At 68.1% G+C, this 25,598-nt stretch carries 21 protein-coding genes; 10 read left to right on the forward strand and 11 right to left on the reverse strand.

Annotation, left to right across the window (positions count from 1 at the left end; genetic code table 11):
- Nucleotides 1-9: 9 nt before the first annotated feature.
- On the reverse strand, nt 10-1,026 hold the full coding sequence (locus M2282_RS12790) for a Bug family tripartite tricarboxylate transporter substrate binding protein (protein ID WP_280809139.1): 1,017 nt from the start codon (nt 1,024-1,026) through the stop codon (nt 10-12).
- Between the two features lie 64 nt (nt 1,027-1,090).
- Nucleotides 1,091-2,017 carry a LysR family transcriptional regulator gene (locus M2282_RS12795; RefSeq protein WP_280809140.1) on the reverse strand — a complete coding sequence of 309 codons (927 nt, stop codon included), beginning with the start codon at nt 2,015-2,017 and terminating at the stop codon, nt 1,091-1,093.
- Nucleotides 2,018-2,139: 122 nt separating this feature from the next.
- Here M2282_RS12795 and M2282_RS12800 point away from each other — a divergent pair, with 122 nt between their 5' ends.
- Nucleotides 2,140-2,901 (forward strand): SDR family oxidoreductase, encoded by a 762-nt coding sequence (locus tag M2282_RS12800; RefSeq protein WP_280809141.1) that lies wholly within the window; start codon nt 2,140-2,142, stop codon nt 2,899-2,901.
- Nucleotides 2,902-2,931: 30 nt separating this feature from the next.
- On the opposite strand, the gene M2282_RS12805 is transcribed toward M2282_RS12800, so the two are convergent.
- Both M2282_RS12805 and M2282_RS12810 read right to left on the reverse strand, forming a co-directional pair.
- Entirely contained in the window at nt 2,932-3,897 is a 966-nt protein-coding gene (locus M2282_RS12805; protein ID WP_280809142.1) for an alpha-ketoacid dehydrogenase subunit beta, read from the reverse strand.
- Nucleotides 3,888-4,910 carry a thiamine pyrophosphate-dependent dehydrogenase E1 component subunit alpha gene (locus M2282_RS12810; protein WP_280809143.1) on the reverse strand — a complete coding sequence of 341 codons (1,023 nt, stop codon included), beginning with the start codon at nt 4,908-4,910 and terminating at the stop codon, nt 3,888-3,890. Before M2282_RS12810 ends, M2282_RS12805 begins: the two co-directional genes overlap by 10 nt.
- A 108-nt stretch (nt 4,911-5,018) precedes the next feature.
- On the opposite strand from M2282_RS12810, the gene M2282_RS12815 reads away from it, so the two are divergent.
- The 6 genes from M2282_RS12815 to M2282_RS12840 all read left to right on the forward strand — a co-directional run bounded on the left by M2282_RS12815 (nt 5,019) and on the right by M2282_RS12840 (nt 12,598).
- A complete protein-coding gene (locus M2282_RS12815) occupies nt 5,019-5,642 on the forward strand; it encodes a CHAP domain-containing protein (RefSeq protein ID WP_280809144.1) in 624 nt (207 codons plus the stop codon).
- A 113-nt stretch (nt 5,643-5,755) separates the two neighbouring features.
- The gene (gene xylF, locus M2282_RS12820; protein ID WP_280809145.1) at nt 5,756-6,778 is read left to right on the forward strand and encodes a D-xylose ABC transporter substrate-binding protein; all 1,023 of its coding nucleotides are present in this window, start codon (nt 5,756-5,758) and stop codon (nt 6,776-6,778) included.
- Nucleotides 6,779-6,883: 105 nt separating this feature from the next.
- The gene (locus tag M2282_RS12825) at nt 6,884-8,074 is read left to right on the forward strand and encodes a sugar ABC transporter permease (RefSeq protein ID WP_280809146.1); all 1,191 of its coding nucleotides are present in this window, start codon (nt 6,884-6,886) and stop codon (nt 8,072-8,074) included.
- A gap of 1 nt (nt 8,075) precedes the next feature.
- Nucleotides 8,076-8,873: an ATP-binding cassette domain-containing protein gene (locus M2282_RS12830; RefSeq protein ID WP_280809147.1), complete on the forward strand. Its 798-nt coding sequence runs from the start codon at nt 8,076-8,078 to the stop codon at nt 8,871-8,873.
- Nucleotides 8,874-8,886: 13 nt separating this feature from the next.
- Entirely contained in the window at nt 8,887-10,044 is a 1,158-nt protein-coding gene (locus tag M2282_RS12835; protein WP_280809148.1) for an ROK family transcriptional regulator, read from the forward strand.
- 67 nt (nt 10,045-10,111) lie between these two features.
- A complete protein-coding gene (locus M2282_RS12840; protein ID WP_280809149.1) occupies nt 10,112-12,598 on the forward strand; it encodes a glucose/quinate/shikimate family membrane-bound PQQ-dependent dehydrogenase in 2,487 nt (828 codons plus the stop codon).
- Between the two features lie 31 nt (nt 12,599-12,629).
- Here M2282_RS12840 and M2282_RS12845 read toward each other — a convergent pair whose 3' ends face one another.
- From M2282_RS12845 to M2282_RS12860, 4 genes are all read right to left on the reverse strand, one after another.
- A complete protein-coding gene (locus tag M2282_RS12845; RefSeq protein WP_280809150.1) occupies nt 12,630-13,631 on the reverse strand; it encodes a Bug family tripartite tricarboxylate transporter substrate binding protein in 1,002 nt (333 codons plus the stop codon).
- A 47-nt stretch (nt 13,632-13,678) separates the two neighbouring features.
- Nucleotides 13,679-14,560 carry an isocitrate lyase/PEP mutase family protein gene (locus M2282_RS12850; protein ID WP_280809151.1) on the reverse strand — a complete coding sequence of 294 codons (882 nt, stop codon included), beginning with the start codon at nt 14,558-14,560 and terminating at the stop codon, nt 13,679-13,681.
- Nucleotides 14,561-14,654: 94 nt separating this feature from the next.
- Nucleotides 14,655-15,191, reverse strand: a complete 537-nt coding sequence (locus tag M2282_RS12855) for a 3-isopropylmalate dehydratase (protein ID WP_280809152.1) — start codon at nt 15,189-15,191, stop codon at nt 14,655-14,657.
- A complete protein-coding gene (locus tag M2282_RS12860) occupies nt 15,188-16,468 on the reverse strand; it encodes a 3-isopropylmalate dehydratase large subunit (protein ID WP_280809153.1) in 1,281 nt (426 codons plus the stop codon). Before M2282_RS12860 ends, M2282_RS12855 begins: the two co-directional genes overlap by 4 nt.
- Before the next feature lie 148 nt (nt 16,469-16,616).
- Between M2282_RS12860 and M2282_RS12865 the strand changes: the two genes are divergently transcribed.
- The gene (locus M2282_RS12865; protein ID WP_280809154.1) at nt 16,617-17,450 is read left to right on the forward strand and encodes an IclR family transcriptional regulator; all 834 of its coding nucleotides are present in this window, start codon (nt 16,617-16,619) and stop codon (nt 17,448-17,450) included.
- 27 nt (nt 17,451-17,477) lie between these two features.
- On the opposite strand, the gene M2282_RS12870 is transcribed toward M2282_RS12865, so the two are convergent.
- Nucleotides 17,478-18,710 (reverse strand): helix-turn-helix domain-containing protein, encoded by a 1,233-nt coding sequence (locus M2282_RS12870; RefSeq protein WP_280809155.1) that lies wholly within the window; start codon nt 18,708-18,710, stop codon nt 17,478-17,480.
- A gap of 133 nt (nt 18,711-18,843) precedes the next feature.
- On the opposite strand from M2282_RS12870, the gene M2282_RS12875 reads away from it, so the two are divergent.
- The gene (locus M2282_RS12875; RefSeq protein ID WP_280809156.1) at nt 18,844-20,952 is read left to right on the forward strand and encodes a PQQ-dependent dehydrogenase, methanol/ethanol family; all 2,109 of its coding nucleotides are present in this window, start codon (nt 18,844-18,846) and stop codon (nt 20,950-20,952) included.
- Between the two features lie 129 nt (nt 20,953-21,081).
- Here the strand turns inward: M2282_RS12875 and M2282_RS12880 are convergent, their stop codons facing one another.
- Nucleotides 21,082-22,059 (reverse strand): helix-turn-helix transcriptional regulator, encoded by a 978-nt coding sequence (locus M2282_RS12880; RefSeq protein WP_280809157.1) that lies wholly within the window; start codon nt 22,057-22,059, stop codon nt 21,082-21,084.
- A 213-nt stretch (nt 22,060-22,272) separates the two neighbouring features.
- Here M2282_RS12880 and M2282_RS12885 point away from each other — a divergent pair, with 213 nt between their 5' ends.
- Entirely contained in the window at nt 22,273-24,405 is a 2,133-nt protein-coding gene (locus tag M2282_RS12885) for a carboxypeptidase regulatory-like domain-containing protein (RefSeq protein WP_280809158.1), read from the forward strand.
- Between the two features lie 81 nt (nt 24,406-24,486).
- Here M2282_RS12885 and M2282_RS12890 read toward each other — a convergent pair whose 3' ends face one another.
- The gene (locus M2282_RS12890) at nt 24,487-25,461 is read right to left on the reverse strand and encodes a tripartite tricarboxylate transporter substrate-binding protein (protein ID WP_280809159.1); all 975 of its coding nucleotides are present in this window, start codon (nt 25,459-25,461) and stop codon (nt 24,487-24,489) included.
- Between the last annotated feature and the right edge of the window lie 137 nt (nt 25,462-25,598).

The raw sequence follows: 25,598 nt of genomic DNA on the forward strand, positions 1-25,598 counted from the left end.
AGGTCGTCATCAGTCCACCTTTGCGCCGGAGTCTTTCACGACCTTCGCCCACTTCACGTGCTCGCTCGCGATGAGCTTCGTGAAGTCGGCCGGCGAATTGCCGCTCGGGATCGCACCCTGGGCAAGCATCTTCTCCTTGATGGCGGGCGTGCCGAGCGACTTGGCCACTTCCTGCTGAATCCGGTTCACGATCTCCGGCGAGGTGCCGGCCGGCGCCAACAGCCCGAACCATGAGCTCGCCTCGAAACCCTTGAGCGTTGGCCCGCCCGCTTCTTCCACCGTCGGAAGGTCGGGCAGCGCAGGCGAGCGCTGCGCGCTGGTCACCGCCAGCGCGGTGAGCTTGCCGCCCTTGATCTGCGCCATCGACGAAGGCAGGTTGTCGAACATCACGTCGGCATTGCCGCCCACCATGTCCAGCAGCGCCGGGCCCGAGCCCTTGTACGGGATGTGCGCCATGAAGGTGCCCGTCATGCTCTTGAAGAGCTCGCCCGCCAGGTGGATCGAGGTGCCGCTGCCGCTCGATGCCATGTTCAGCTTGCCGGGGTTCGCCTTGGCGTACTTGATGAAGTCCTGCACGTTGTGGATGTTCAGCGCCTTGGCCTTCTCTGCGTTCATTTCCATCACGTTCGGCACCGCTGCCACCAGCGTGATCGGTACGAAGTCCTTGATCGGATCGAAGGGCAGCTTGGGATACAGCGCGCGGTTGATGCCGTGCGTGCCCACCGTGCCCATGAGGAGCGTGTAGCCGTCGTTCGGCGCGCGCGCCACGAGCTCGGCGCCGACGTTGCCACCCGCGCCCGCGCGGTTGTCCACGATGAACTGCTGGCCGAAGGCCTTGGAGAGTTCGGGCGCGACCGCGCGCGCCAGGATGTCGGTAGTGCCGCCGGCCGCGAAGGGCACGACGATGCGCACAGGCTTGGTCGGCCAAGTGCCCTGGGCCCACGCGGTGGGCGCCATCAGCGCAATGGCAGCCGCGGCGGACGCCGTCAGCGCGGCCCGGCGATTCGTTTTGAAAGATAAGTTCATGCGCGTCTTTTTACAGGCGAACCGCACCCGCCGCCGCGAGTGAAAACCCCGGGAATCGCCGCTTTCAAGCCACCTGCATCCGCTCGGCGAACCGCTCGCTGCGAAAGCGCTCCAGCACGAAGTCGATGAACACGCGCGTCTTGGGCGGCAGCAGCTTCTTGCTCGGGTAGTAGAGCCACACCACCCCCGCATCGAAATGCCATTCGGGCAGGAGCCGCACCAGCCCGCCGCTGCGCAGGCCGCGCTCGACGAAAGGCATCGGCAGCATCGCCGCGCCCAGCCCCAGCAGCGCGGCATGCGCGATCGCCTCGGGGTCGTTGAAGATGGCGCGCGGCCGCGGCAGTTCCACCGTGGCCTGCTGGCCGTTGGCATGCTGTAGCGTCCAGCTGCGCAGGCGCCCGGTGGGCGAAGAGCGGCGCAGCAGCACGTCCAGCTGTGCCAGGTCGGCGGGCTGCACGGGCAGCGCACGCCCCGCCATGTAGGCCGGCGATGCAACCGCCACCACATGGATGCGCGACAGCTCCCGCGCCACCACGCCTGGCGACAGCTCGATGCCGCCGCCGATGGCCGCATCGAAGCCCTCGCCGACCAGGTCGACCTGCTGGTTGTCGAAATGCCAGTCGGGAACGATGGCCGGATACCGCGCCAGAAAGTCGCCCATCATCGGCAGCACATGCTCGCGCCCGAAGGCCTGGCCCATGCTGATCTTCAGCGTGCCGGCGGGCTGGCCGTCGTCCTTGGCCAAGCCTGCCACCGCCTCCTGCAGCGTGGCGAGCGGGCCGCCGATCTGCGCCAGGAAGCGCTCCCCGCCCTCGGTGAGCGTGAGGCGCCGCGTGCTGCGCTGGAACAGCCGCACGCCCAGCCGGGCCTCCAGCCGCGCGACGTTCTTGCTGACCGCCGCCGGCGTGAGCCCGAGGCGCCGCGCGGCCGCCGAGAAACTGCCGCTTTCGGCGCTTTGCACGAAGGATTCGAGGTGATTGAGCGGTTCCATGCGCACATTTTCGATCTCATCTTCAACTTCGGGTTGAATTTGATTGGGCCTATTGATGGCTACCGGACAAGGAGTGGAATCCCGACACTGAAGTCATTCCTCCACTCGACAACGGAAAAATCATGGCTTTCACCACTTCTTCTTCCCCCGTCCTGGCCGGCAAGGTCGCCTTCGTCACCGGCGGTTCGCGCGGCATCGGCGCGGCCATCGTGCGCCGCCTGGTGCGCGATGGCGCCGCCGTCGCCTTCAGCTACAGCAGCGCGGCAGCTCCGGCCGACGAACTGGTGCGCAGCATTCAGTCCGAAGGCGGCCGCGCGCTCGCGCTGAAGATCGACAGCGCCGACGCAGCCGCCCTCACCGCCGGCATCGACGAAGCGGCCCGCACGCTCGGCAAGATCGACATCCTGGTGAACAACGCCGGCGTGTTCCTCGGCGGTGCCCTGGACGACTTCTCGCTCGAAGACTTCGACAAGACGCTCAATGTCAACGTGCGCGCCGTGTTCGTCGCGGCCAAGGCCGCCTCGCGCCACATGGGCGAGGGCGGCCGCATCATCAACATCGGCAGCACCAACGCCGAGCGCATGCCCTGGCCCGGCGGTGCGGCCTACGCCATGAGCAAGTCGGCATTGAAGGGCCTGGTGCAAGGCCTTTCACGCGACCTCGGCCCGCGCGGCATCACCGTCAACAACGTGCAGCCCGGCCCGGTCAACACCGACATGAACCCGGTCGACGGCCCGAACGCCGCTGCGATGCACGGCCTGATGGCGCTGCCCCGCCACGGCCATCCTGACGAAATCGCGAGCATGGTCGCGTACCTGGCCAGCCCCGAAGCGGCCTTCGTGACCGGTGCGAGCCTGAACATCGACGGCGGCTTCGCCGCCTGAAAGCAGGCCCGCAAGCTCAGCCCCGCGGGCTCAGCCCAGCAGCTTCCTCGCGGCGGCCACGACGGCCTCCACGCCGATGCGCGACTGCGCCTCCAGCACCGGCGAATAGCCGACTGGAATGCGCGGCGCGCCGAGCCTCGCGATGCGGCAACCCGTCGCTTCCGCGGTGCAGGCCGCGATCTCCGCGCCGAAGCCCGCGGCCTGCACCGCCTCGTGCACCACCAGCAATCGCCCGGTGCGCGCGCATGAGGAGAGCACCGTCTCGCGATCCCACGGCCACAGCGTGCGCAGGTCTATCAGGTCCACCGCGATGCCTTCGGCCGCGAGCGCGTTGCACGCCGCGGTACACGCCTGCATCTGCCGGCTCCAGCTCACGAGCGTGAGCGCATTGCCTTCGCGCACGCGCGCCGCCTTGCCGAGCGGCACCGCGATGTCTTCATCGACCTCACCGCGCAGCCCCCACAGCGTCTTGTGCTCGATGTAGACCACCGGGTCGCCGCATTGCAGCGCGGCGCGCAGCAGGCCGTAGTTGTCCTGCGGCGTCGACGGGCTCACCACCACCACGCCCGGCAGGTGCGCGAACCAGGCTTCGAGCGACTGCGAATGCTGCGCGGCCGAGGCGTCCCAGATGCCGCCCGGCATGCGCGCCACCAGCGGCACGCGGCCCTGGCCGCCGAACATGAAGCGGTTCTTGGCGGCCTGGTTCACCAGCTCGTCCATGCCGCAGAGCGCGAAGTCCACCACGCGCATCTCGACCACGGGGCGCAGCCCTGCGAGCGCCATGCCCACGCCCGCGCCCATGATCGCGGCCTCGCTGATCGGCGTGTCGATCACGCGCTCTTCACCGAAGGTCTGCTGCAGTCCCTTGTACTGGCCGAAGATGCCGCCGCGGCCCACGTCTTCGCCGAGCACGACCACGCGCGCATCGGCTTCCATCTCGCGCTGCACGGCGAGCACGGCGGCTTCGGCGTAACTCAGTTCCTTGCTCAATGCCATTGGCCTGCTCCGATGGTCTGCACGTCGGTGAATGCGGCGCCGGCATCGGGCCAGGGCGCCGCGTCGGCAACTGCCAATGCGGTGTCGACTTCGTCGCGCGCCGCGTTCTCGATGGCATCGAGCGTGGCCGCGGTCACACCGATGGAGAGCAGGTGGCCGCGCGTGCGCGCGATCGGGTCGGTCTCCAGCGCCGCGGCCAGTTCGGCCGGGTCGCGGTACGCCGCGAGATCGACCGACACATGCCCCTTCACGCGATACGTCAGCGCATGCAGCAGGCGCGGTCCGGCGCCGCCGCGCACTTCCTTCACGAGGCGCGCGGCGGCCTCGTGCACCGCGAACACGTCGTTGCCGTCAACCTGCGTGGCCGCGATGTCCGTCGACATGGCGCGCGCCGATGCGCCCTCGCCCGCCGTCATCGGCCCGCTCGCCGTGGTGGCGCTCCAGCGGTTGTCTTCGCAGACGAAGAGCACCGGCAGTTCGTACACGCGCGCCCAGTTCAGTGCTTCGAGAAAGGGCCCGCGGTTGATCGCGCCATCACCGAAGAAGCAAACCGTGATGTCGTCACTTTTCTTGAGCAGCTTCTGCGCATGCGCCGCGCCTACTGCAATCGGCAGCCCTGCCGCCACCACGCCGTTGGCACCCAGCATGCCGACCGAGAAATCGGCGATGTGCATCGAGCCGCCCTTGCCGCCGTTGAAGCCCGTGGCCTTGCCGAACAGCTCGCACATCATGCGGGTGAGGTCCGCGCCCTTGGCCAGCGTGTGGCCGTGGCCGCGATGGGTGGAGGTGAGGTAGTCGCTGGTGCGCAGGTGCGCGCACACGCCGGCGGGCACGGCTTCCTGCCCGGTCGACAGGTGCAGCGGGCCGCGCACTTTGGCGGCGCCGCCGGCCTGCTGGCCATAGGCGCTCACGCCGCCCTGGCTCGCCGTTTCGGCGGCGTTCTCGAAGGCGCGGATGCGCACCATCGTCCGGTACAGCGCCTCGCCGGCGCCGGGGGGAATGCTCGGGTCCATCGGTTGTCTCCAGTGCTCTTTTTTGTGCACGCGATCATGCCCGAGGACCGGCGGCGAGGCAGTCCATGGGACGATACCCGCTGCCGCGGGGCGCTAACCTCGGGCCCCATGATTCGCCTGCGCACTCTTGTTCTTTCCCTCGCCGGGGCCGCCGTGCTGGCCGTTGCCGGTTACCGCGTCGCGACCTACACCAACCTCAACCCCGGCCAGGAGGTGGGCGCGGTGGTCGACGAGTTCAACGGCGTGAAGGTCTACTACAACGGCGGCGTCAACAACTCCGAAGGCCGCAACCTCTCGCGCGACGGCTACAACCTGGGCATCAAGTACCAGTGCGTGGAGTTCGTCAAACGCTACTACTTCGAGCGCTTTGGCCACCGCATGCCGGACGCCTTCGGCAACGCCAGGGACTTCTTCGACGCCGACACGGCGCAGGGCGCGCTGAATCCGAAGCGGGCGCTCGTGCAGTACCGCAACGCCGGATCGGAGAAGCCGCAGGTGGACGACCTCATCGTGTTTCCGCCCACGCTCTTCAACCCGTACGGCCACGTCGCCATCGTGGCCGGAGTGAACGAGCGCGAACTCGAGATCGTCCAGCAGAACCCCGGCCCGTTCTCGGGCAGCCGGGCCCGCTTTGCGCTGGAGAGCATCGATGGCCGCTGGACGGTGGCGGGCCGCGCACTGGGCTGGCTCCGGGTGGCCACCGCCCCGCCATCGACGCCTGCTCCGCACTGATTCGCTGCATTCCGGCGCTCGGGGAATTCCCCGATGCCAATCCTCTGTGCCAGATGGGATAGTTAGTTCGCCTTTCAAACTAACTAATTTCTTACACGGCAGGAGAGACACCGATGCAACTCAAACACACACTGGCCGCCATGGCCTTCGGCCTGACCGCCGTGAGCGCTCTGGCCCAGACCGTGGTCGGCGTGAGCTGGTCGAACTTCCAGGAAGAACGCTGGAAGACCGACGAAGCCGCCATCAAGGCGCAACTCGAAAAGCTGGGCGCCAAGTACATCAGCGCCGACGCGGGCGGTTCGCCCGAGAAGCAGCTGGGCGACATCGAGGGCCTGATGTCCAAGGGCGCCAAGGCGCTCATCGTGCTTGCGATGGACAAGGACGCGATCCTGCCGGCCGTCACCAAGGCCACGCGCCAGAAGGTGCCCGTCGTCGCCTACGACCGCCTGATCGAGGCGCCCGGCGTCTTCTACATCACCTTCGACAACGTCGAGGTCGGCCGCATGGAGGCACGCGAGGTGCTCAAGGTCAAGCCCAAGGGCAACTACGTGATCATCAAGGGCTCGCCGAGCGACCCGAATGCCGACTTCCTGCGCGCGGGCCAGCAGGAAGTGCTGGAGGCCTCCATCAAGAAGGGCGACATCAAGATCGTCGGCGACGAATACACCGAAGGCTGGAAGCCCGAGGTCGCGCAGAAGAACATGGAGCAGATCCTCACCAAGAACGCCAACAAGGTCGACGCGGTGGTGGCTGCCAACGACGGCACCGCCGGCGGCGCGGTCGCTGCGCTCACGGCCAAGGGCCTGCGCGGCGTGCCGGTGTCGGGCCAGGACGCCGACTTCGCCGCGCTCAACCGCGTGGCGCTCGGCACGCAGACCGCCACCATCTGGAAGGACTCGCGCGAACTCGGCCGCGAAGCCGCCAGCGCCGCCGTCGCACTCGCGGGCGGCAAGCCGGTCGACAAGGCCGCACCGTGGGCCGGCGGCGCCAAGAAGATCTCGCTCTCCTCGCGCCTGCTCACGCCGGTGCCGATCACGCGCGACAACCTCGACGTGATCGTCAAGGCCGGCTGGATCAAGAAGGACGAGCTCTGCAAGGGCGTCCAGGCCGCCAGCGCGCCCGCGGCCTGCAAGTAAGCAAGCCAGCCGACAGTCGTCCATCCGCGCGATGCTGCGCCAGGCCGGCCTTTGCAGGCCCGGCCGGGGCGCGGTCGCGCACCCGCTTCGAGGGGTATCCAGAAAATGAGCAACCAAACTCCGGGATGGTGGCGCCGCACGGGCGTCGACCTGCGCCTGATCCTGATGTGCGTGCTGCTGGTCGCCATGGCGGTGGCCTTCAGCATCATGTCGGGCGGCGTGTTTCTCTCGCCCGAGAATCTCTACAACGTCGCGCAGCAGACCGCCGTGGTGGGCATCGTCTCCACCGTGATGGTGCTGATCATCGTGGCGCGCCACATCGATCTTTCGGTCGGCTCGGTGATGGGCTTCGTGGGCGTGCTCATCGCGTACCTGCAATACACCTCGGGCTGGTCGTGGCCCACGGCCTGCCTCGCTGGCCTGGCGGTGGCGCTGCTGGTGTCGATCTACCAGGGGTGGCTCACCGCGGTGCTCGGCGTGCCCTCGTTCGTGGTCACGCTCGGCGGCCTGATGTCGTTCCGCGGCGCGGCCTTTCTCGTGGCCGACGGCAAGACGCAGCCGGTGAACGACGAATTCTTCCAGCGCCTGGGCGGCGGCTACGACGGCGGCGTCGGCACCACCGCGAGCTGGGTGATCGCGGCGCTGGTGGCGATCGTGCTCTTCGGGCGCATGGTGCAGAAGCGCCGCGCGCGCCAGCGCTACGAGATGCCCACCGAGCCGCTCTGGCTCGACGTGCTCATCACGGCCGTGCCCGTGGCGGTGGTGTTCGGTTTCGCGGCGGTCATGAACAACTACCAGATCTCCTCCAAGTCGGAGCCGCAGGGCATTCCGATCCCGGTGCTGATCTGGGCGGTGGTGGCGATCGTGCTGTCGTTCATCGTGCACCGCACCCGCTTCGGGCGCTATGTGTTCGCGATGGGCGGAAACCCCGATGCGGCGGCGCTCGTGGGCATTCCGGTCAAGCGCGTGACGCTGATGCTGTTCGCGCTGCTCGCGGTGCTGGTCACCATCGCGGCCATCGTGTCGATCGCGCGGCTCAACGCGGGCACCAATTCGCTGGGCACCGGCATGGAGCTCTACGTGATCGCGGCGGCCGTCATCGGCGGCACCGCACTCGCAGGCGGCAGCGGCTCGATCTTCGGCTCGGTGCTGGGCGCGCTCATCATGCAGTCGCTCGACAGCGGCATGCTGCTGCTCGATGTGCCCATCGGCAAGCGCATGGTCATCATCGGCCAGGTGCTGATCGTGGCGGTGGTGTTCGACGTGCTCTACCGCCGCAAGTTCGGAGAGAACTGAGATGACCATCGACACCTCCAAACCCCTTGTCGAACTGAAGGAAATCCGCAAGTCCTTCGGCGGCGTGAAAGCGGTCGATGGCGTGAGCGTCAACCTCTACCCCGGCGAAGTGGTCGCGCTGCTCGGCCACAACGGCGCGGGCAAGTCCACGCTCATGAAGATGCTCGCGGGCGCCTACCCCATCGATTCGGGCGACACGCTGATCGCGGGCGAGAAGGTCAACATCCGCACGCCCGCCGAAGCGCAGGCGCAGGGCATCGAGACCATCTACCAGACGCTCGCGCTCGCCGATAACCTCGACTCGGTGTCCAACCTCTTCCTTGGTCGCGAGAAGATGACGCGCTGGAACACGCTGGACGACCACTTCATGGAAGTGCAGGCGCGCAAGGTGTTCCACCGCCTCAACAAGAACTTCACCAACATCCGCGTGCCGGTGCGCCGTCTCTCGGGCGGCCAGCGGCAGGTGGTGGCGATCTCGCGTGCGCTGTATTTCAACGCGCGCATCCTCATCATGGACGAGCCCTGCGCCGCGCTCGGTCCCGAAGAAACCGCGATGGTCGGCGGCCTCGTGAAGCAGCTCAAGGCCGATGGCGTGGGCATCTTCCTGATCACGCACGACATGCCCGACGTGTTCTCGCTGAGCGACCGTGTCGCGGTGATGAAGAACGGCAAGCTCGTGGGCACCTACCGCACCGAAGACGTGACCGAAGACGAAGTGCTCGGGATGATCATCGCGGGCAAGCGCCCCGAAGGCAAAGCGCAGGCGCATCACGCCGCGACCGCCGCAGTGGCCGCCTGACGCTGCGCGCCACATGAAAACCATCGGCGACCAGCAGCTGCTCAAGCGCATGAACCGCAGCGTGCTGCTGCGGCTGCTGCGCGCGCAGCCCGGCCTGTCGCGTGCGCGCCTGGCCATCGAAAGCGGCCTCACGAAATCCACCGTGAGCCTGCTGGTGCGCGAACTGCTCGACGAAGGTTGGCTGAAGGAATCCGATGCGGCGGTGAACGACGGCCTCGGCCGGCCTTCGACACCGCTGCAGATCAACGTCGGCGTGCGCGCGTTGATGGGCGTGGAGATCGCGGTGGAGACCGTGCGCCTCGTGTGCGTCTCGCTGCAGGGCGAGGTGCTGTACTCCAACACCCATGCGCTCACCGACGGCTCGCCCGCCGGCGTGTGCGCGCAGGTCGCGCGCATGGCCTCGGCCGCGCACAGGCAGCTCGAAGCATTGGGCCTGCGCCTCTCGAGCATCGGCGTCTGCGTGCCGGGCGCGGTGGACGACTGCACCGGCGTGGTCCGCTTCGCGCCCAACCTCGGCTGGCGCAACGTGAGCCTGCTGCCGGCGCTCGAGGAGGCCTTCGCCGCCGCGGGCCTGCCCGGCGTCACGGTGCAACTGCAGAACGATGCCGATGCGGCCGTGCTCGGCGAATACGAATTCGCCGCGGGCGAGGGCGAAGACCCCTTGATCTTCGTGAGCTGCGACGTCGGCGTGGGCGCGGGCGTGGTGCTCAACGATCGCCTCTTCACCGGCGCGCAGGGCATGGCCGGCGAGATCGGCCACACCATCCTCGAACTCGACGGGCCGCTGTGTTCCTGCGGCCGGCGCGGTTGCGCCGAGGCCTTCTTCGGCTCGCGCACGCTGGAGCGCGAGGGCGTGGACATGCGGCGCGCCTCGGCTTTCTTCGGCGTGCTGCTGCAGAACCTCTGGGTGACTTTCAATCCGCGAGCGATCGTGCTGGGCGGCAAGTCGTGCGCGGCGCATCGCGGCTTCGTGCAGGCCGCGTTCGAAGCGGTCAAGCGCCATGCCGATGGCGCCGGCATGCCGGCGCCCGCGCTGCGCATCGCGCGCTATGAAGCGCTCGCACCCGCGGTCGGCGCCGCGGCGCTGGCATTGCACGAATACTTAAGGCCGCTGCAACCCGATGCGAGGACGCGCCGGGCGCGCGCTGCACAAGTTTTCGCCGCGGCCTGAGCCATCGGCCTACGCGCGGCGCGCCGTTGATGGCCTAACGTCTGGACTCCGACCCCGGAGTCCAGTCATGCAGCGTTCCTTCACCCAGCCGGCCGAATCTTCGTCGTCGCCCTCCGTATTGCTTGTCGTCACCGCCGTGGTGCTCGGTCTCGCGGGCCTTGCGCTCGCCATCGCGGGCGCTTGGCTCATCGCGCTCGGCGGCTCGTGGTACTACCTTGTCGCGGGGCTCGGGCTCATCGCCTCGGCCTTGCTGCTCAGGCGTGGCGGCGGCATCGGTTTGCTGTTCTATGCGGCGGTGGTCCTGCTCACGCTGGTGTGGGCACTGTGGGAAGTGGGTTTCGACTGGTGGCCGCTGGCCGCGCGCGGCGATGTGTTCTTCGTGTTCGGCCTGTTCCTGCTCTCGCCCTGGGTGGCGCGTGCGCTCGCGCGCCGCGATGCAACAGGCATCGGCGGCACGCGCGCTGTGCTCGGCGTGGTGCTCGCGGCCTTCCTGGTGGCCGCGGTGTTCTCGTGGACGCGCGAGCCGGGCCGCATCGAAGGCATCGCACCGCTGGCTGACGCACCGGTTGGGGCGCAGGTCAATGCAGCCGCCGCACTCGCGAGTCCGCCACCCCCGAAGGACGACTGGACCGCCTATGGCGGCACCGCATTCGGCCAGCGCTACTCGGCCCTGGACCAGATCACGCCGGCCAACGTCGCCCAACTCGAGGAGGCGTGGCATTTCCGCACCGGCGACGTGCGCGGCCAACCTGGCGATCCGGAGGAAACCACCTTCGAAGTCACACCGCTCAAGATTGGCGAGCGGCTCTTCCTCTGCACACCGCACCAGGCGGTGATCGCACTCGACGCGACCACGGGCGCGCAGATCTGGCGCTACACGCCCGAGGTCCGGAAATCGCTCGCGCTGCAGCACCTGACCTGCCGGGGCCTTTCGTACCACGCGGGCGGCGCGGCGGCATCAGCCGCACCGGTGACCGCATCGGCTGTTCCGGCGCCTGCGTCCGGACAGCCGGCCGCGCCGGTCGGCGGCGACTGCAATGCGAAGCTCTTCATGCCCACCGCCGACGGCCGCATCCTCGCGCTCAACCCCGACACCGGCAAGCCATGCATGGCCTTCGGCGGCGGCACTGGCCAGATCGACCTGTGGAAGAACATGCCCAACGTGAAGCCGGGCTCCTACTACTCCACCTCGCCGGTCGTGGTGACGCGCTCGCTCATCGTGGTGGGCGGTACGGTGCTCGACAACGTCTCGACCCAGGAAACCTCGGGCGTGATCCGCGCCTTCGACGTGAACACCGGCGCGCTGGTATGGAACTGGGATTCGGGCAACCCCGAAGAGACCGCCCCCATCGCGGCCGACCGCACCTACACCGTCAACTCGCCGAACAGCTGGTCCATCTCGAGCGTGGACGAGGCGCTGGGCCTGGTCTACGTGCCCACGGGCAACCAGCCGCCCGACCAATGGGGCGGCAAGCGCACCGAGGGCGCGGAGCGCTATTCGTCGTCGGTGGTGGCGCTCGATCTGGCGAGCGGCCGCGTGCGCTGGAGCTTCCAGACGGTGCACCACGATCTCTGGGACTACGACGTTCCTTCGCAGCCCAGCCTCATCGACCTGCGCGTGGGCAGCGAGACCATTCCCGCGCTCGTGCAGCCGACCAAGCAGGGCGAGCTCTTCGTGCTGGACCGCCGCAACGGCCGGCCCATCGTGCCGGTGAACGAGCGGCCCGCGCCGCAGGGCGCGGCCGCGGGCGACCGCACCGCGCCGACGCAACCGGTGTCGGGCCTGTCTTTCGATCCGCCCGCGTTGAAGCCATCCGACATGTGGGGCGGCACGATCTTCGACCAGCTCGCCTGCCGCATTGCCTTCCACCGGCTGCGCTACGAAGGCCGCTTCACGCCGCCGTCGACACAGGGCTCGCTCATCTATCCGGGCAACTTCGGCGTCTTCAACTGGGGCAGCATCGCGGTCGATCCGCAGCGGCAGATCGCCTTCACCACGCCGGCGTCGCTGGCCTTCGTGTCCAAGCTCGTGCCGCGCGCGGACGCCACCTCGCTGTATGTGCAGGGCAAGAGCCGGCCGAACGACAGCCTGCCCGCGCTCAACGAGAACTTCGGCGCGCCGTTCGCGGTCAAGCTCAGCGCATTCACTTCGGTCTTCGGCCTGCCGTGCCAGGCGCCGCCCTGGGGGCATGTGGCGGCTGCGGACCTGCGCAGCGGCAAGGTCATCTGGAAGCACAAGAACGGCACGGTGCGCGACAGCTCGCCGCTGCCGCTGCCCTTCGCGATGGGCGTGCCCAACCTGGGTGGCCCCGTCATGACGGCCGGCGGCGTGGCTTTTCTTTCTGGAACGCTCGACCAGTACGTGCGCGGGTATGACGTCGGCAATGGGAAGGAACTGTGGCGCAGCCGCCTGCCGGCCGGGGGGCAGGCCACGCCGATGACCTATCGCGGCAGGGATGGGCGGCAATACGTGCTGGTGGCGGCTGGGGGCCACGGGTCCCTCGGCACGCGGACCGGGGACCATGTGATTGCCTATGCATTGCCCAAGCGATAGGCGATAGCGCGAACCAGGGATCGGCCAGGGCTCAGTCGAGCTGCAATCCAGCGTCCTGCGCCGCCTTGGGCAGCACGGCCAGTTCGCGCTTGAGCACCTCGGCAAAAGCCTCGGGCGTGTTGCCGGTCGCCGGCGCCACGCCGCCCAGCTCGTTGAGCCGCTTGCGGAAAGCCGGCTCGGCTGTGATCTTGGCGATCTTCTCGCCCAGCAGCTTGACGACCGGGGCGGGCGTCTTCGCGGGGGCCACCACGCCGAACCACACATCGAAGTCCACGCCGCCGGGCACGCCCTGTTCGGTCAGGGTCGCCACGTCGGGCCACAGTTCGGAGCGGCCGTTTCGCAGCTGGCCGATCGCCTTGAGCTTGCCCGACTGGATGAAGCTGCGCACGTCGCCGGTCCCCAGCAGGCCCCAGGTCACTTCGTTGGCCATCAATGCCTGCACCAGCGGCGCACCGCCCTTGTAGGGCACATGCGTGAAGTTGCCGTCGGCGTTGGCATTGAAGGCTTCAGACGCCAGGTGCGAGAGGCCTCCCGCGCCGGCCGATCCGTACGGCATGCCGCCCTTGCCGGCCTTCTTGCCTGCGGCCAGCAGCTCCTGCACGTTCTTGTACGGAGATTTTTCGGGCACCACCAGCAAGAGCGGCGCCAGCGAAACACGCGACACGGGCACGAAGTCCGAGGCCTGGAAGCCCGCCTTCTTGTAGATGACCGGGTTGATTGACAGCATGCCCGTGAGCGTCACCGCCAGGGTGTGGCCGTCCGGACTGCTCTGCGCCACGTTGATCATGGCGATGTTCCCGCCCGCGCCGGGCCGGTTCTCGACCACGACGGTCTGCCCCAGCTCTTCCTGAAGGCGCGGGCTCAGCATGCGCGCGGCCACGTCGGTGGCGCCGCCCGGCGGGTAGGGCACGACCAGGCGGATCGGCTTGGTCGGGTAGGCGCCGGCGCCGTCTTGCGCCATGGCGAAAGTGCCCAGGCCCAGGGCCAGTGTTGCTGCCGCGGCGGCGCGGCCGATGAGGGTGAGAGTACGCACGGTTTTGCTCCTGGTTTTTCTAGGGGAAACGAAAAGGGGGGGCGCACTCAGCGGGAGCCGCCGGTCTCGTACCGGGCCTGCCGTTCTTCGAGCGCATGCCAGCCGATGAGGTCCTTGAAATCGGCCATCGGCGTCTGCGCGAAAGGCAGGTCGGCGAAATCGCCCGAGCGGCGGCGCGCCAGTTCGCGCAGGTTGGCCTGCACCGTGTGCACGGTGGTCAAGAGGCCCGCAATCGGATAGCTCGCGATCGCCGCCACGCTTTCGATCTGCTCGCGGGTCAGCGCGGTCATCCAGGTGCCGGCCATCAGCATCAGCGAGAGCCTGCGCCCGCAGGTTTCGCGCAGCTGCACGAGCTGCTCGTAGCTGTTGAAGGTGCGCGAGATGGGCTGGATCAGGTCGGCACCGGCCTCGGCGTAGCGGGCGGCGCGCTCCAGCGCTTCGGCGGGGTTCTGGGCATCCGTGCGCGCGACGATCAAGAGGTCGGGGTCGGTGCGCGCATCGAGCGCGGCCTTGATGCGCGCGATCGCGTCGTCCATCGACACCAGCGTGGACGTCGGCGCGGCGGCAGGGCAGCGCTTGGGACTGACCTGGTCTTCCAGCTGCAGCGCCGCGGCACCGGCCTTCTCGAACTCGCGCACGGCCCGGCTCACGTTGAGCACGCTGCCGTAGCCCGTGTCCGCGTCGACGAAGATCGGCTTGCGAACGACGTTGGCCATGCGGTTCACGGTGGCGACGTTCTCGCTGAGCGTGTACAGCTCCATGTCGGGCTGGCCCAGCAACGCGGCGGAGATGCCGAAGCCCGTGCTGAAGATGCCGTCGAAGTCCGACTGGTCCACCAGCAGTGCCGACAGCGCGTCTTGCGCGCCGCCGCACCAGAGGGTCGGGCCGTGGGTGATGCGCTGGCGCAGCGCCTGGCGTGTTGAGGTCATCGAAGGTCTCCTGAAAAAGGGGCGCTGCGGCCCGACGTGGGCACTGCGCCATGAACTCGCTGCAAGAAAAAGCAAAGGCTGGGAATCCGGGGCTTCAGGCCGCGTGCGCCGCCGCACCGCCTGCGCCGCCCATGCGGCGCTTCAGATAGGGAATGAGCCCGCCCGCGTCCAGCATGCCGCGCTCGGAATCGGAGAAGGGCTGCAGCATCAGCGTCTGGCCCGAACGCAGGTTCTTCACTTCGTTGGTGGCCCAGTCGACCGTGAGCTCGTCGCCGCGCGCGGTGGCCGCGCGGATGCCCGGGCAACTGACCAGCGGGAATCCCATGCTCGTCTCGCCGCGAAAGAACCCGGGCGAGAACGATTCGGCGATCACCGCGGCAACGCCCAGGTGCCGCATGGCGCGCATGGCCGGGTAGTGCGGATGGCCGTAGCCGAAGTTGTGGCCCCCGATCAGCAGGTCGCCCTTGCCCACGGTGGCCGCGAAGCCTGGCGTGTAGTCGGCCATGGCCAGTGCGGCCAGCTCCTTCACGTCGGTGATCTTGATGTTGCGCACCCCGACGATGAGGTCGATGTCGTAGTCGTCTTCCTCGAAGACCCAGGCCGCGCGGCCGTGCAGGTTTGCGAGGCTCATGCAAGGGCTCCCGCGGCGGCGCCAGCGGCTTGGGCCAGGTAGGGGCGCGGGTCGGCGATGCGGCCTTCCAGCGCGGATGCGGCCACCACGGCTGCATTGCAGATGTAGATCTCCGAATCCACGCTGCCCATGCGCCCCGGCGTGTTCAGCGTGCCGGTGGACACGGCACGCTGGCCGTCGGTCATGGTGGCGATGCGCCCGAAGCAATAGTCGCAGCTGGGCGAGCTGATGAAGGCGCCCGCTTCGACCAGCACCTCGATCAGCCCCTCGCGCGCGGCGGCCGCCATGATGGCCTTGGACGTCGGCACCACGTGCAGTTGGAAACCCGGCTGGATGTGGCGGCCGCGCAGCACCTCGGCCGCAATGCGCAGGTCTTCGAGGCGGCCGCTGGCGCACGAGCCCAGATAGCCGGTGTGCACTTCCACGCCGGTGAAGTCCTTCAGGTCACGCGTGTTGGCGGGGCTGGGTGGAATCACGACGATGGGCTCCAGCGTCGACACGTCGATCGTCACCACCTGGTCGTAATGCGCATCGGCATCGGGGTACACGGGCTCCAGCGCGATCTTCGAGCGGCCCTGCACATAGGCCAGGGTCTTGGCATCGGGCGCGATGAGCATGGTGGTCGCGCCGAGGAACATGGCCTGGCCGCAGATGGTCTGGCGCCCTTCGATGCTCATGGCGTCGATCACGGGCCCGCACAGCTCCACCACCTTGAAGCGGCAGGAGGCAGGACCCATCACGCGGACCATGTGGTGAAAGACGTCGCGCGCCATCACGCCGGGCTGGAGCGTTCCTGTCAACTCGACCTTCACGGTCGCCGGCACGGTCATGGTGAGCGTCTCGGTCACGAAAGATTCGAGCACGCCTTTTCGCGCACCGAAGGCGAAGGTGCCGAAGGCCCCCAGCTGGCTCACATGGCCGTCGAAGTGAACGGCGAAGGCGCCCGGCGTGGCATAGCCCAGCTCGGCGGCGACCTGGTGGCCGATGCCCTCGCGTTCGTGTACCGGCACGCCTTGTTCCTTTCCCCAGGCGCGGGTGATCTTGTGCAGTTCCTCTTCCTTCGGCGCCGTGGCCGGGACCATGTGGTCGATGAACAGCACGAAGCGCTCGGGGCTGGACACCTTCTCGATCCCGAAGTCCTCGCGCGTTTCCTTGAAGAACACGTCGGTGTAGCCGGGAAAGTCGTAGGCGATCACGAAGTCCGGCCGCGCCGTGATCTCTTCGCCGGGCACCACGCCCGGCCTTCCGGCGGCGCGGGCGAGGATCTTCTCTGTCATCGTCTGGGGCATCTGCTTGACCTTCACTTCCACAATATGGCAGTTGGGTGGATTCGAGATCCCTATTACATTCGAGGAAATTTCCCGCTTCTTGGGGAACAACCCGAATTACTGCCGCATTGTGGAAACTAAACGCCGAGCCACGCCTGTGAAAACCGCCCCGCCTCCGCCCCCGACGCCGGCCGCCAGCGGCGCGCGCTCGGGCACGCAGAGCATCGAGCGCGTCGTGGGCATGCTGCGCGTGGTGGCCTCCCGTGGCAGGCGCGGCATGCGCATCGCCGATGTCGTGAGCCTGAGCGGCCTGCCCATGTCCACGTGCTTTCGCATGCTGCAGCGGCTGGAAGTCGAAGGGCTGCTGGTGCGCGACCTGCTCACCCGCAAGTACCACCTGGGGCCGCTGCTGTACGAACTGGGCATGCTGGCCCAGCCGCACTACCAGCTGAGCGAGCTGTGCGAGGAGGCGCTGCGCACCATCGCCGACCTGACGCACGACACGGTCTACCTGAGCGAGCGGCGAGGGCCCGAGTCCATCTGCACCAGCCGGGCGCTGGGCGCCTACCCGATCAAGGCGCTGACGCTCGATGTGGGCATTCGCCGCCCCATGGGCGTGGGCGCCGGCGGCCTCGCGATCCTGAGCGCGCTCCCGGAGGCGGAAGCCGAACTGATCGTCGCGGCCAACGAGGCGCGCTACGCCAAGTTCGGCGCATTCGAGCCGGGCTTCCTGCGCGACGCCATCGCGCAGACGCGTGCGCAGGGCTATTCGTTCCTGGACAGCGCGGCCACGCCCGGCGCAGCGGCCATCGGCGTGGCCTTTCCGCCCGACAACCCGGTCGCGGCCGTGAGCGTGGCGGCCGTCTCCAGCCGCATGGGGCCGGCGCGGCGTGCCGAAGTGGCGAAGATCGTCCACCAGCAGGTGCGTGCGATCTGCGTGCTGCTCGAGTCACAGTCGATGCCTCCTTCGTCGGGCCGCGACGGCGATTGACCGGCGCCCGTTGGCCTGCACGGGACGTCAGGGCTCCCAGCCGCGCATGCGTCGATAGAGCGTTCCGCGCGACACGCTGAGCTGGCGCGCGGCCTGCGACACGTTGCCGCCATGCGCTGCGAGCGTTTCCTCGATCAGCTTGCGGCTGTGCTCCTGCAGCGTCTCGGCGTGCGGTGCATTGGCTGCGGGCGTGCGCGCTTGCGCAGTGGCCGTTTCGGTTGACTGCGCCACGGGCGTCGATGCATCCAGGCCCGGCATTGCCACCGCGTGCTCGAAGTCGACCCCGTCCGCGCCTTTCAGATGCGCCTGCACCCACACGCCGAGCCCGCTCGCGAGCCGCAGCGGCTGCGCGGCCTCGCGGCGCCCCAGCCGCAGCAGGCTCGCAAGGTCGTGGCCCAGCAGGCATTCGACATCGCGCTCGTCCGCTGCTTCGGGCAAGCGTCCGAGCAAGCGCGCGCCCGCGTTGTTGAGCCACGCGATGGTGCCGTCGGGCGCGATGCCGGCCAGCGCCTCCAGCGGCGTGCCCAGCAGCGTCGGGCTCGCTTGGAAGCGCAGGATCAGGTGGTCGCGCGACTGCGCCTGCAGCAGGCGGTTCTCGATCGTCGTCGCGTAAAGCGCCACCATCGACGCCGCATCGAAGCCGAAGCGCCGCGCCTCCACCGTGAGGTCGAGCACGCCGGCCAGCCGCCCCGTCACGTCGCGGATCGGCGCGGCTGCGCACTGCATCTCGCGCAGCACGTCGAAGTAGTGCTCGGCGCCATCGACGGTGCAGGCCTGCCCGGTGCTCGCGACGATGCCGGGCGCGGTGGTGCCCACGATGCGCTCGGAGATGTTCACGCCCACGCGCGCGGTCTTGCGCAGCACCGGCTGGTGCGCGGCGGCGGGCTGGTGCGTGACGTGCACCACCACGCCTTCGCGGTCGGTGAGGATCACGCGGCAGTCGGTGCCGGCGAGCGCGTGCTCCATCTGCACCAGTTCCTGCCGCGCCACGTCGAGCAGCTCGCGGTTGCGTGCGAGCGTGGCGTGCAGGCGGCTTGGCGTGACGGCATCGAAGGGCACGATGCGCTGGCGGTCGGCATGGGTGCGGGTGCAGCGCATCCACGATTGCAGCACGGCTTCGCCGATAAGGCCCGAGGGCCGCACGCCCTCTTCGAAGAACTGCCGCCGCGCGAGCGCCACGCGCTGCGCGGGCGTGCTGGTGAACAGCTGGCGCGGCGCATCCGCCGTGCCCAGCCTGTTGTCGAACGTGTTCAGGGCCATGGTGCTCGATGCCTCGCTCGGTTCGGGGGCCACAGCGAATGTGTTCCGCAATGGAACAAGGCTCGATTGGGGAAATCCCGAGGGTGAACCCAAGGTCTGCGCGAACGATCCTTGAGGCACAAGGAGACTCACGATGAAGAAAACCATCACCGGGCTGTTCATGCTGGCCGGCGCATTGCTGTGCCTGGGCGCATCGACGGCCACGGCCCAGAACGCACAGGACCGCGCGGCGGCCGCTGCGAAGAAAGTCGACGGCAACTTCATCCGCGCCAACGCGGCGCAGAAGACACCCGACTGGCCCAGCGTCGGCCTCGACTACGCCGAGTCGCGCTTCAGCAAGCTCGACCAAGTGAACGCGGGCAACGTGAAGCAGCTGGGCCTGGTCTGGTCGTACAACCTCGAATCCACGCGCGGGGTGGAAGCCACGCCGCTGGTGGTCGACGGCATCATGTACGTCACTGCGTCATGGAGCGTGGTGCATGCGATCGACACGCGCACCGGGCAGAAGCTCTGGACCTTCGATCCGCAGGTCGACAAGTCCAAAGGCTTCAGAGGCTGCTGCGACGTGGTGAACCGCGGCGTGGCGCTGTACGAAGGCCGCGTCTACGTCGCCGCCTACGACGGCCGGCTCATCGCGCTCGATGCGGCCACGGGCCAGAAGGTGTGGGAGAAGAACACCATCGACGGCCAGAAGGGCAGCTACACCATCACCGGCGCGCCGCGCGTCTTCAAGGGCAAGGTCATCATCGGCAACGGCGGCGCCGAGTACGGCGTGCGCGGCTACGTCACCGCCTACGACGCGAAGACCGGCGACCAGAAGTGGCGCTGGTTCGTGGTGCCCGGCGATCCGGCCAAGCCCTTCGAGGACGAATCGATGGCGCGCGCCGCCAAGACCTGGGACCCCAGCGGCAAATACTGGGAAGCCGGCGGTGGCGGCACCGCATGGGACAGCTTCGCCTTCGACCCCGAGCTCAACCTGATGTACGTGGGCACCGGCAACGGCTCGCCTTGGGCCGCCAAGGCGCGCAGCCCCAAGGGCGGCGACAACCTGTACCTCGGCTCGGTGGTGGCGCTCGACCCCGACACCGGCAAGTACAAGTGGCACTACCAGGAGACGCCCGGCGACAACTGGGACTACACCTCCACGCAGTCGATGATCCTGGCCAACGTCAAGCTCGACGGCAAGGCGCGCAAGGTGCTGCTGCATGCGCCGAAGAACGGCTTCTTCTTCGTCATCGACCGCACCAACGGCAAGTTCATCTCGGCGAAGAATTTCGTCGACGTGAACTGGGCCACAGGCTACGACAAGAACGGCCGGCCCATCGAGATCGCCGCCGCGCGGCAGAACGAGAAGCCCGGCGACAGCATCCCCGGCCCCTTCGGCGCGCACAACTGGCACCCGATGTCGTTCAACCCGCAGACCGGCTACGCGTACCTGCCGGCGCAGCACGTGCCGCTGAACCTGATGGACGACAAGGACTGGAAGTTCGACCAGAACGCACCGGGCCGGCCGCATGCGGCGCTGGGCTGGAACACCGGCAAGTTCGCCAACGTGGAGCCGCCCACGAGCAAGCCCTTCGGCCGGCTCGTGGCCTGGGACCCGGTGGCGCAGAAGGAGGCCTGGGGCGTGGACTACGCCTCGCCATGGAACGGCGGCACGCTCACCACCGCGGGCAACCTCGTGTTCCAGGGCACGGCCGACGGGCGGCTCCTGGCCTACAACGCCAAGACCGGCGAGAAGCTGTGGGAAACGCCCACCGGCACCGGCGTGGTCGCGGCGCCCTCGACCTACATGGTCGATGGCAAGCAGTACGTGTCGGTGGCCGTGGGTTGGGGCGGCGTGTACGGCCTCGCGCAGCGCGCCACCGAGCGGCAGGGGCCGGGCACGGTCTACACCTTCGCGGTGGGCGCCACGGCGAAGATGCCGAACTTCGTGCAGTACCGCATGGACAAGCTGGTGCAGGGCGTGAAGTACGACCCCGCCAAGGTGCAGGCCGGCACCATGCTCTATGTGAGCAACTGCGTGTTCTGCCATGGCGTGCCGGGCGTGGACCGCGGTGGCAACATCCCGAACCTCGGCTACCTGGACTCGGCCTACATCGAGAACCTGGACAAGTTCATCCTGAAGGGCCCCGCCATGGCGCGCGGCATGCCCGACTTCACGGGCAAGCTCTCGGGGGAGGACATCGAGAGCATCAAGGCCTTCATTCAGGGGACGGCGGACGCGATCCGGCCGAAGTAAGGCGCACTGCATGCAGCTGGCGTGATCCAGTCGCGGGACACCGCAGAACCCGCTTTGCCGGGCTGCAGGTGTCGCCCCCGGTAGGGGGTGGAGAAGCGACACGAAGTGCGCGAAGCCTGGGGGCGAGCCTCATCCAGCCAGCCGCAACTCGTGGATCAGCCCCGCCACGTTGCCCACCTCCAGCTTGTCGTAGATCGACTGGATGTGGTTGCGCACCGTGGCCGGCGAGCGGCTCAGGATGACGGCGATGTCCTTGTGCGTGTCGCCGCGCGCCAGCAGTTCGGCGATGGTGTGCTCGCGCGGCGTGAGGCTGTCGGCGCGGCAGCGCATGCGGCTTTTCAGGAACAGCAGGCGTTGCTCCACGCGGTGCGTGACCACGATCGCGTGCCCGCTGTAGCGCGCGTGGCCGTGCAGGAAGTGCTTGAGCAGCGCATCGGGCAGCGTGCGCCCGTGCCATGACGGCCACTCCGTCTTCAGCGTCGTCTCGAAGAAGTTGTCGGCGTGATAGAGCACGCCGCGCAGGTCGCCGATGGCCGAGCCGCTTGCGGCCTGGCTGCCGGCCTCCAGACGGTCGAGATGGACGATGCGGTTGAGCGCCAGCGCCTGCATCAGGTGCGGCGACAGGCTCGCCAGGAGGCTCACCTCCTCGGGCTTGCAGTGCGCGTCGGGGTCGGCGCGGAACAGCGAGAACCAGTGCATGAAGTTGGACCGCGGGTCGCTGTCCATCGTGATGAAGATGTTGTTCTGGTCGTAGCGCTGCACGTAGTCCAGGAACGGCGCGTACTCCGGCCCGCTCCACCAGCTTTTCGAGTGGAAGCCCCGCGTGCCGTGACCCTTGCCGAAGAAGCTCGCGGCCGCGGAGTCCAGGTGCTTGAAGTTGTCGTACTCCATCATCATCTCGGGCGTCTTGCGGTGCAGGTGCAGCGTGTGCACGTCGATGCCCTCGGCGGCCGTGGTGGCCGTGCCCCACATCGACGCGTCGAAGGGCAGCACCGGCTTGACCAGTTCGAGCGCGGCGTCCTGGAACGCGTCGATCGGCAACTCGTGCGACAGCCGGTAGAGCTGCAGCAGCAGCATGCTGAAGTCTTGCAGTACCGGGGAGGTCATCGGTGCAGTTTTCCCGCACCGGAGGGGTACCGCATCCCATGTTTCCGTGATTCACGGATGCGTACTTTCCATTCTTTTCCTGAGGCGCCGGGGTAGCGGTCGACGCGTTTCAAGAATGGTGCATTTGCATCATTCTTTCTTTGAAAAGTGAAAGCTATTGTTTGCGGACCCCCGGGAGGTCCGGAGTTTTCAACCTTTTCGAAGAGTCCCCAGATGCCACATCTCAACCGCAAGATCCCCCATGCCCTGTCCATCGTCACGCTGGCGCTTCTCGCCGCATGCGGAGGGGGTGGCGGGGGCGGTGGTGGTGGTGGCTTCGGCTTCATCCCGCCGGCCTCGGGCGGCAACGGTGGCGGCGATCCGCCCGCCGCGGCCAGCACGACGCTCAGCGGCACCGTCGCCACCGGCGCGGCCTTCGTCGGCGCGGCGCTCACGGTGTTCGACCAGACCGGCGCCAAGGTCTGCGAAGTGCCGGTCACGCCCGAAGGCACCTACACCTGCTCGCTGCCCGCCGGCACCAAGGCGCCGCTGGTGATCCAGGCCGTGCGCGACGACCTCACCCTTTACAGCACCACTGCGAGCACCGCCACTGGCACCACCAACGTGACGCCGCTGACCACCATCGTCGTGGCGCAGCTTGCGCCCAACGGCGACCCGTCGAAGCTGGCCGCGGCGATCCAGGCCGATGCCGGCGCGGTCACGGCCGGCTCGATCAGCGACAAGGTGGCCAAGCTCGTGGCGGCGCTGCAGCCGCTGCTTGACGCGCTCAACACGAGCATCGATCCGATGAGCGGCGAGTTCCAGGCCAACGGCACCGGGCAGGACCGCGTGCTGGACACGATCAGCGTCTCCGTGCGCCCCGATGGCGCCGCGGCCAACATCGAGATCACCGTGAAGGGCCAGCCCACGGACGACGCCGGCAAGCCGGTGTCGCTGGTCTTCCGCAGCGACGATGCCACCATCGCGCCGGTCGAGGGCCTGGCGACCATCTCGCTGGAGACGCCACTGCCCACGCCGGCCATGGTGCAGGCGCTGCTCGAGCGCATCAACGCCTGCTATGCGCTGCCGCTCAACCAGCGGGTGAACAGCCCGCTCAACCCGGACGGCAACGCGTTCGGCACCGCGGCCAATGTGGTCGCCCCCGAATGCCGCACGCTCTTCGTGGGCGACAACCCGGAGAACTTCGTGGCGGCCGGTGTGCCCATCGGCCGCGTGGCGGGCGGTGCGCGTCGCTCGTTCGACAGCCTCTTTCGCTTCGGCCCGACCAACCTGAAGCACGACCGCGGCAACTTCGAATACTTCTACAAGAACGGCGACATCGCACTGACCTACCGTTGGACCGACATCCTGGGCAACACCGACAACGACATCTTCAACGCGAGGGTGGTCGACGGCGCGCTCAAGCTCACGGGCAACGCGGACACCTACCGTGCGTTCGTGCGGCCGCAGCTGGAGAAGAAGGACTACCTGAAGCACCAGAACCTGGTGTTCCATTCGGTCGGCTACGCCATCTCGGTGGACAACGTGCGCGACGGCATGGGCAACCCGATCTTCGCGAAGGTGGTGGCCACGACCGAGTCGCTGCCCGGCCGCCAACTGGTGCTGGTGCCCAAGAGCGGCCTGAACTCGCTGGTGCTCACGCCGGACGGCACCATCGCCTCGGGCCTGAACTCCGCGGTCTGGCGCATGTCGGCGCGCTACCTCGATCCGGCGCAGCCGGGCAGCCCGAACGACTTCGAGAGCGCCAATCTCTTCGCCAGCCCGTTCATTGGCGACGAGGACCTGCGCAAGATCCCTGACCAGACGGTGTGGAAGCTGGAGTTCTTCCGCGCGGACGGCGCAACGCCGAACGTGGTGCAGTACGTGCGCACCTTCTCCCGCGTGCCGACCATCGCCGAAGCCGTGCAGACGCCCCTGGTGGAGCTCGTGCCCTCGGTGCGTGCGGACCTGCTCGCCGAAAGCCAAGGCAGCGCGCGCGGCATCGTGTTCGGTCCGACCAGCCTCGTGGAGCCCAACAACGCCGACTTCAGCGCCGAAGGCAATCTGGACGCCTGGGTGGTGCCGGCCGGTGCGCTCGCGCCGACGTCGCTCGGCGTCTTCGGCCGCGCCCCGGGCCCGAGCAGCGCCCGCTTCAGCGAGACCGTCACCGTGCGCAACACCAACCGCAAGGCCATCGTCTACTGCGTGCCGGTGGCGCCGTTGCCCGATCCGCATTGCGCCCCGGCCAACAACAGCAGCTACCAGTACGCCGAAGGCACCTCGCTGAGCACCTTCATCTTCTCGGCACGCACCGCGCGCCAGGTCGACGTGCGCAAGAACTTCGAAGTCTGGACCGTCACGCCCTGAGTTTTCTCCCGCTGTCACTGCCATAAAAAAGCCGCCGGTCCCGAGGGCCGGCGGCTTTCTTATTGGAGAAGATCGTGAAGATCAGTCAGCGTAGACGCCAGCCGCCTTGATGATCGGACCCCACTTGGCAATTTCAGCCGAGACGAACTTCTTGTGCTCGGCCGGCTGGGTGCGCTTGTCGGTGGTGATCACCGCGCCCAGCGCTTCTTCGCGCTTGATGAAGCCCGGGTCCTTCAGGGCGGCCGTGATGGCTTCGTTCAGCTTCTTGAGCACCGGTGCCGGCGTGCCCTTGGGCGCGTACATGCCGTGCCAGATCGACACCTCGAAGTCCTTCAGGCCCGATTCGGCCAGCGTGGGCAGGTCCTTCAGTGCCGGCGTGGTCAGGCGCTTGGCGGTGGTCACGGCATAGGCCTTGACCTTCTTGGCCTCGATCTGCGAGGTGGTGTTGGTGGTCTGGTCGCACAGCAGATCGATCTGGCCGCCCAGCAGGTCGGCGATGGCCGGTGCGGTGCCCTTGTAGGGAACCGGCGTCATCTCGACCTTGATCGCGCTCTGGAAGAGCAGGCCGCACAGGTGCGAGGCGGCGCCCAGGCCGGCGTTGCCCAGGTTGATCTTGCCCTTGTTGGCTGCGATCCAGGCCGTCAGTTCCTTGTAGTTGTTGGCGGGCAGTCCCGGCTTGCCGATCAGCGTCATCGGCACTTCGTTGACCATGCCCAGGTACTCGAAGTCGGTCTCGACGTTGAACGGCAGCTTGCGATAAAGCGCCGGCATCGTGGACATGCCGATGTGGTTCAGGAGCAGCGTGTAGCCGTCGGGGTTGGCGCGCGCCACCTTGGCGGTGCCGATGGAACTGCCGGCGCCGGCGGTGTTGTCCACCACGATGGTGGTGCCCAGCGTCTTCTGCATGGCTTCGGCCAGGTCGCGCGCGACGCGGTCGGTCGGCCCGCCAGCGGCGAAAGGCACCACCAGCGTGACGGTCTTGCCCGCGGGGAAATCCTGGGCGTGGGCGCCGACGGCGGCAGCGGCGATCGCCGCAAGGGCAAGCAATTTCTTCATGAAGTCTCCGGGGACGGGTTGAATGGAAAACGGCCGCGATCTTATAGGCTGACCAACACCTGACCTATCCCGAATAGCCCTTAGGTTCGTATCTGAATCGACGCCTTGTGCGGCATGATCGTCACCCGAAGACGCGC

It is taken from the genome of Variovorax boronicumulans, from assembly GCF_029892485.1.
Taxonomy (GTDB): domain Bacteria; phylum Pseudomonadota; class Gammaproteobacteria; order Burkholderiales; family Burkholderiaceae_C; genus Variovorax; species Variovorax boronicumulans_B.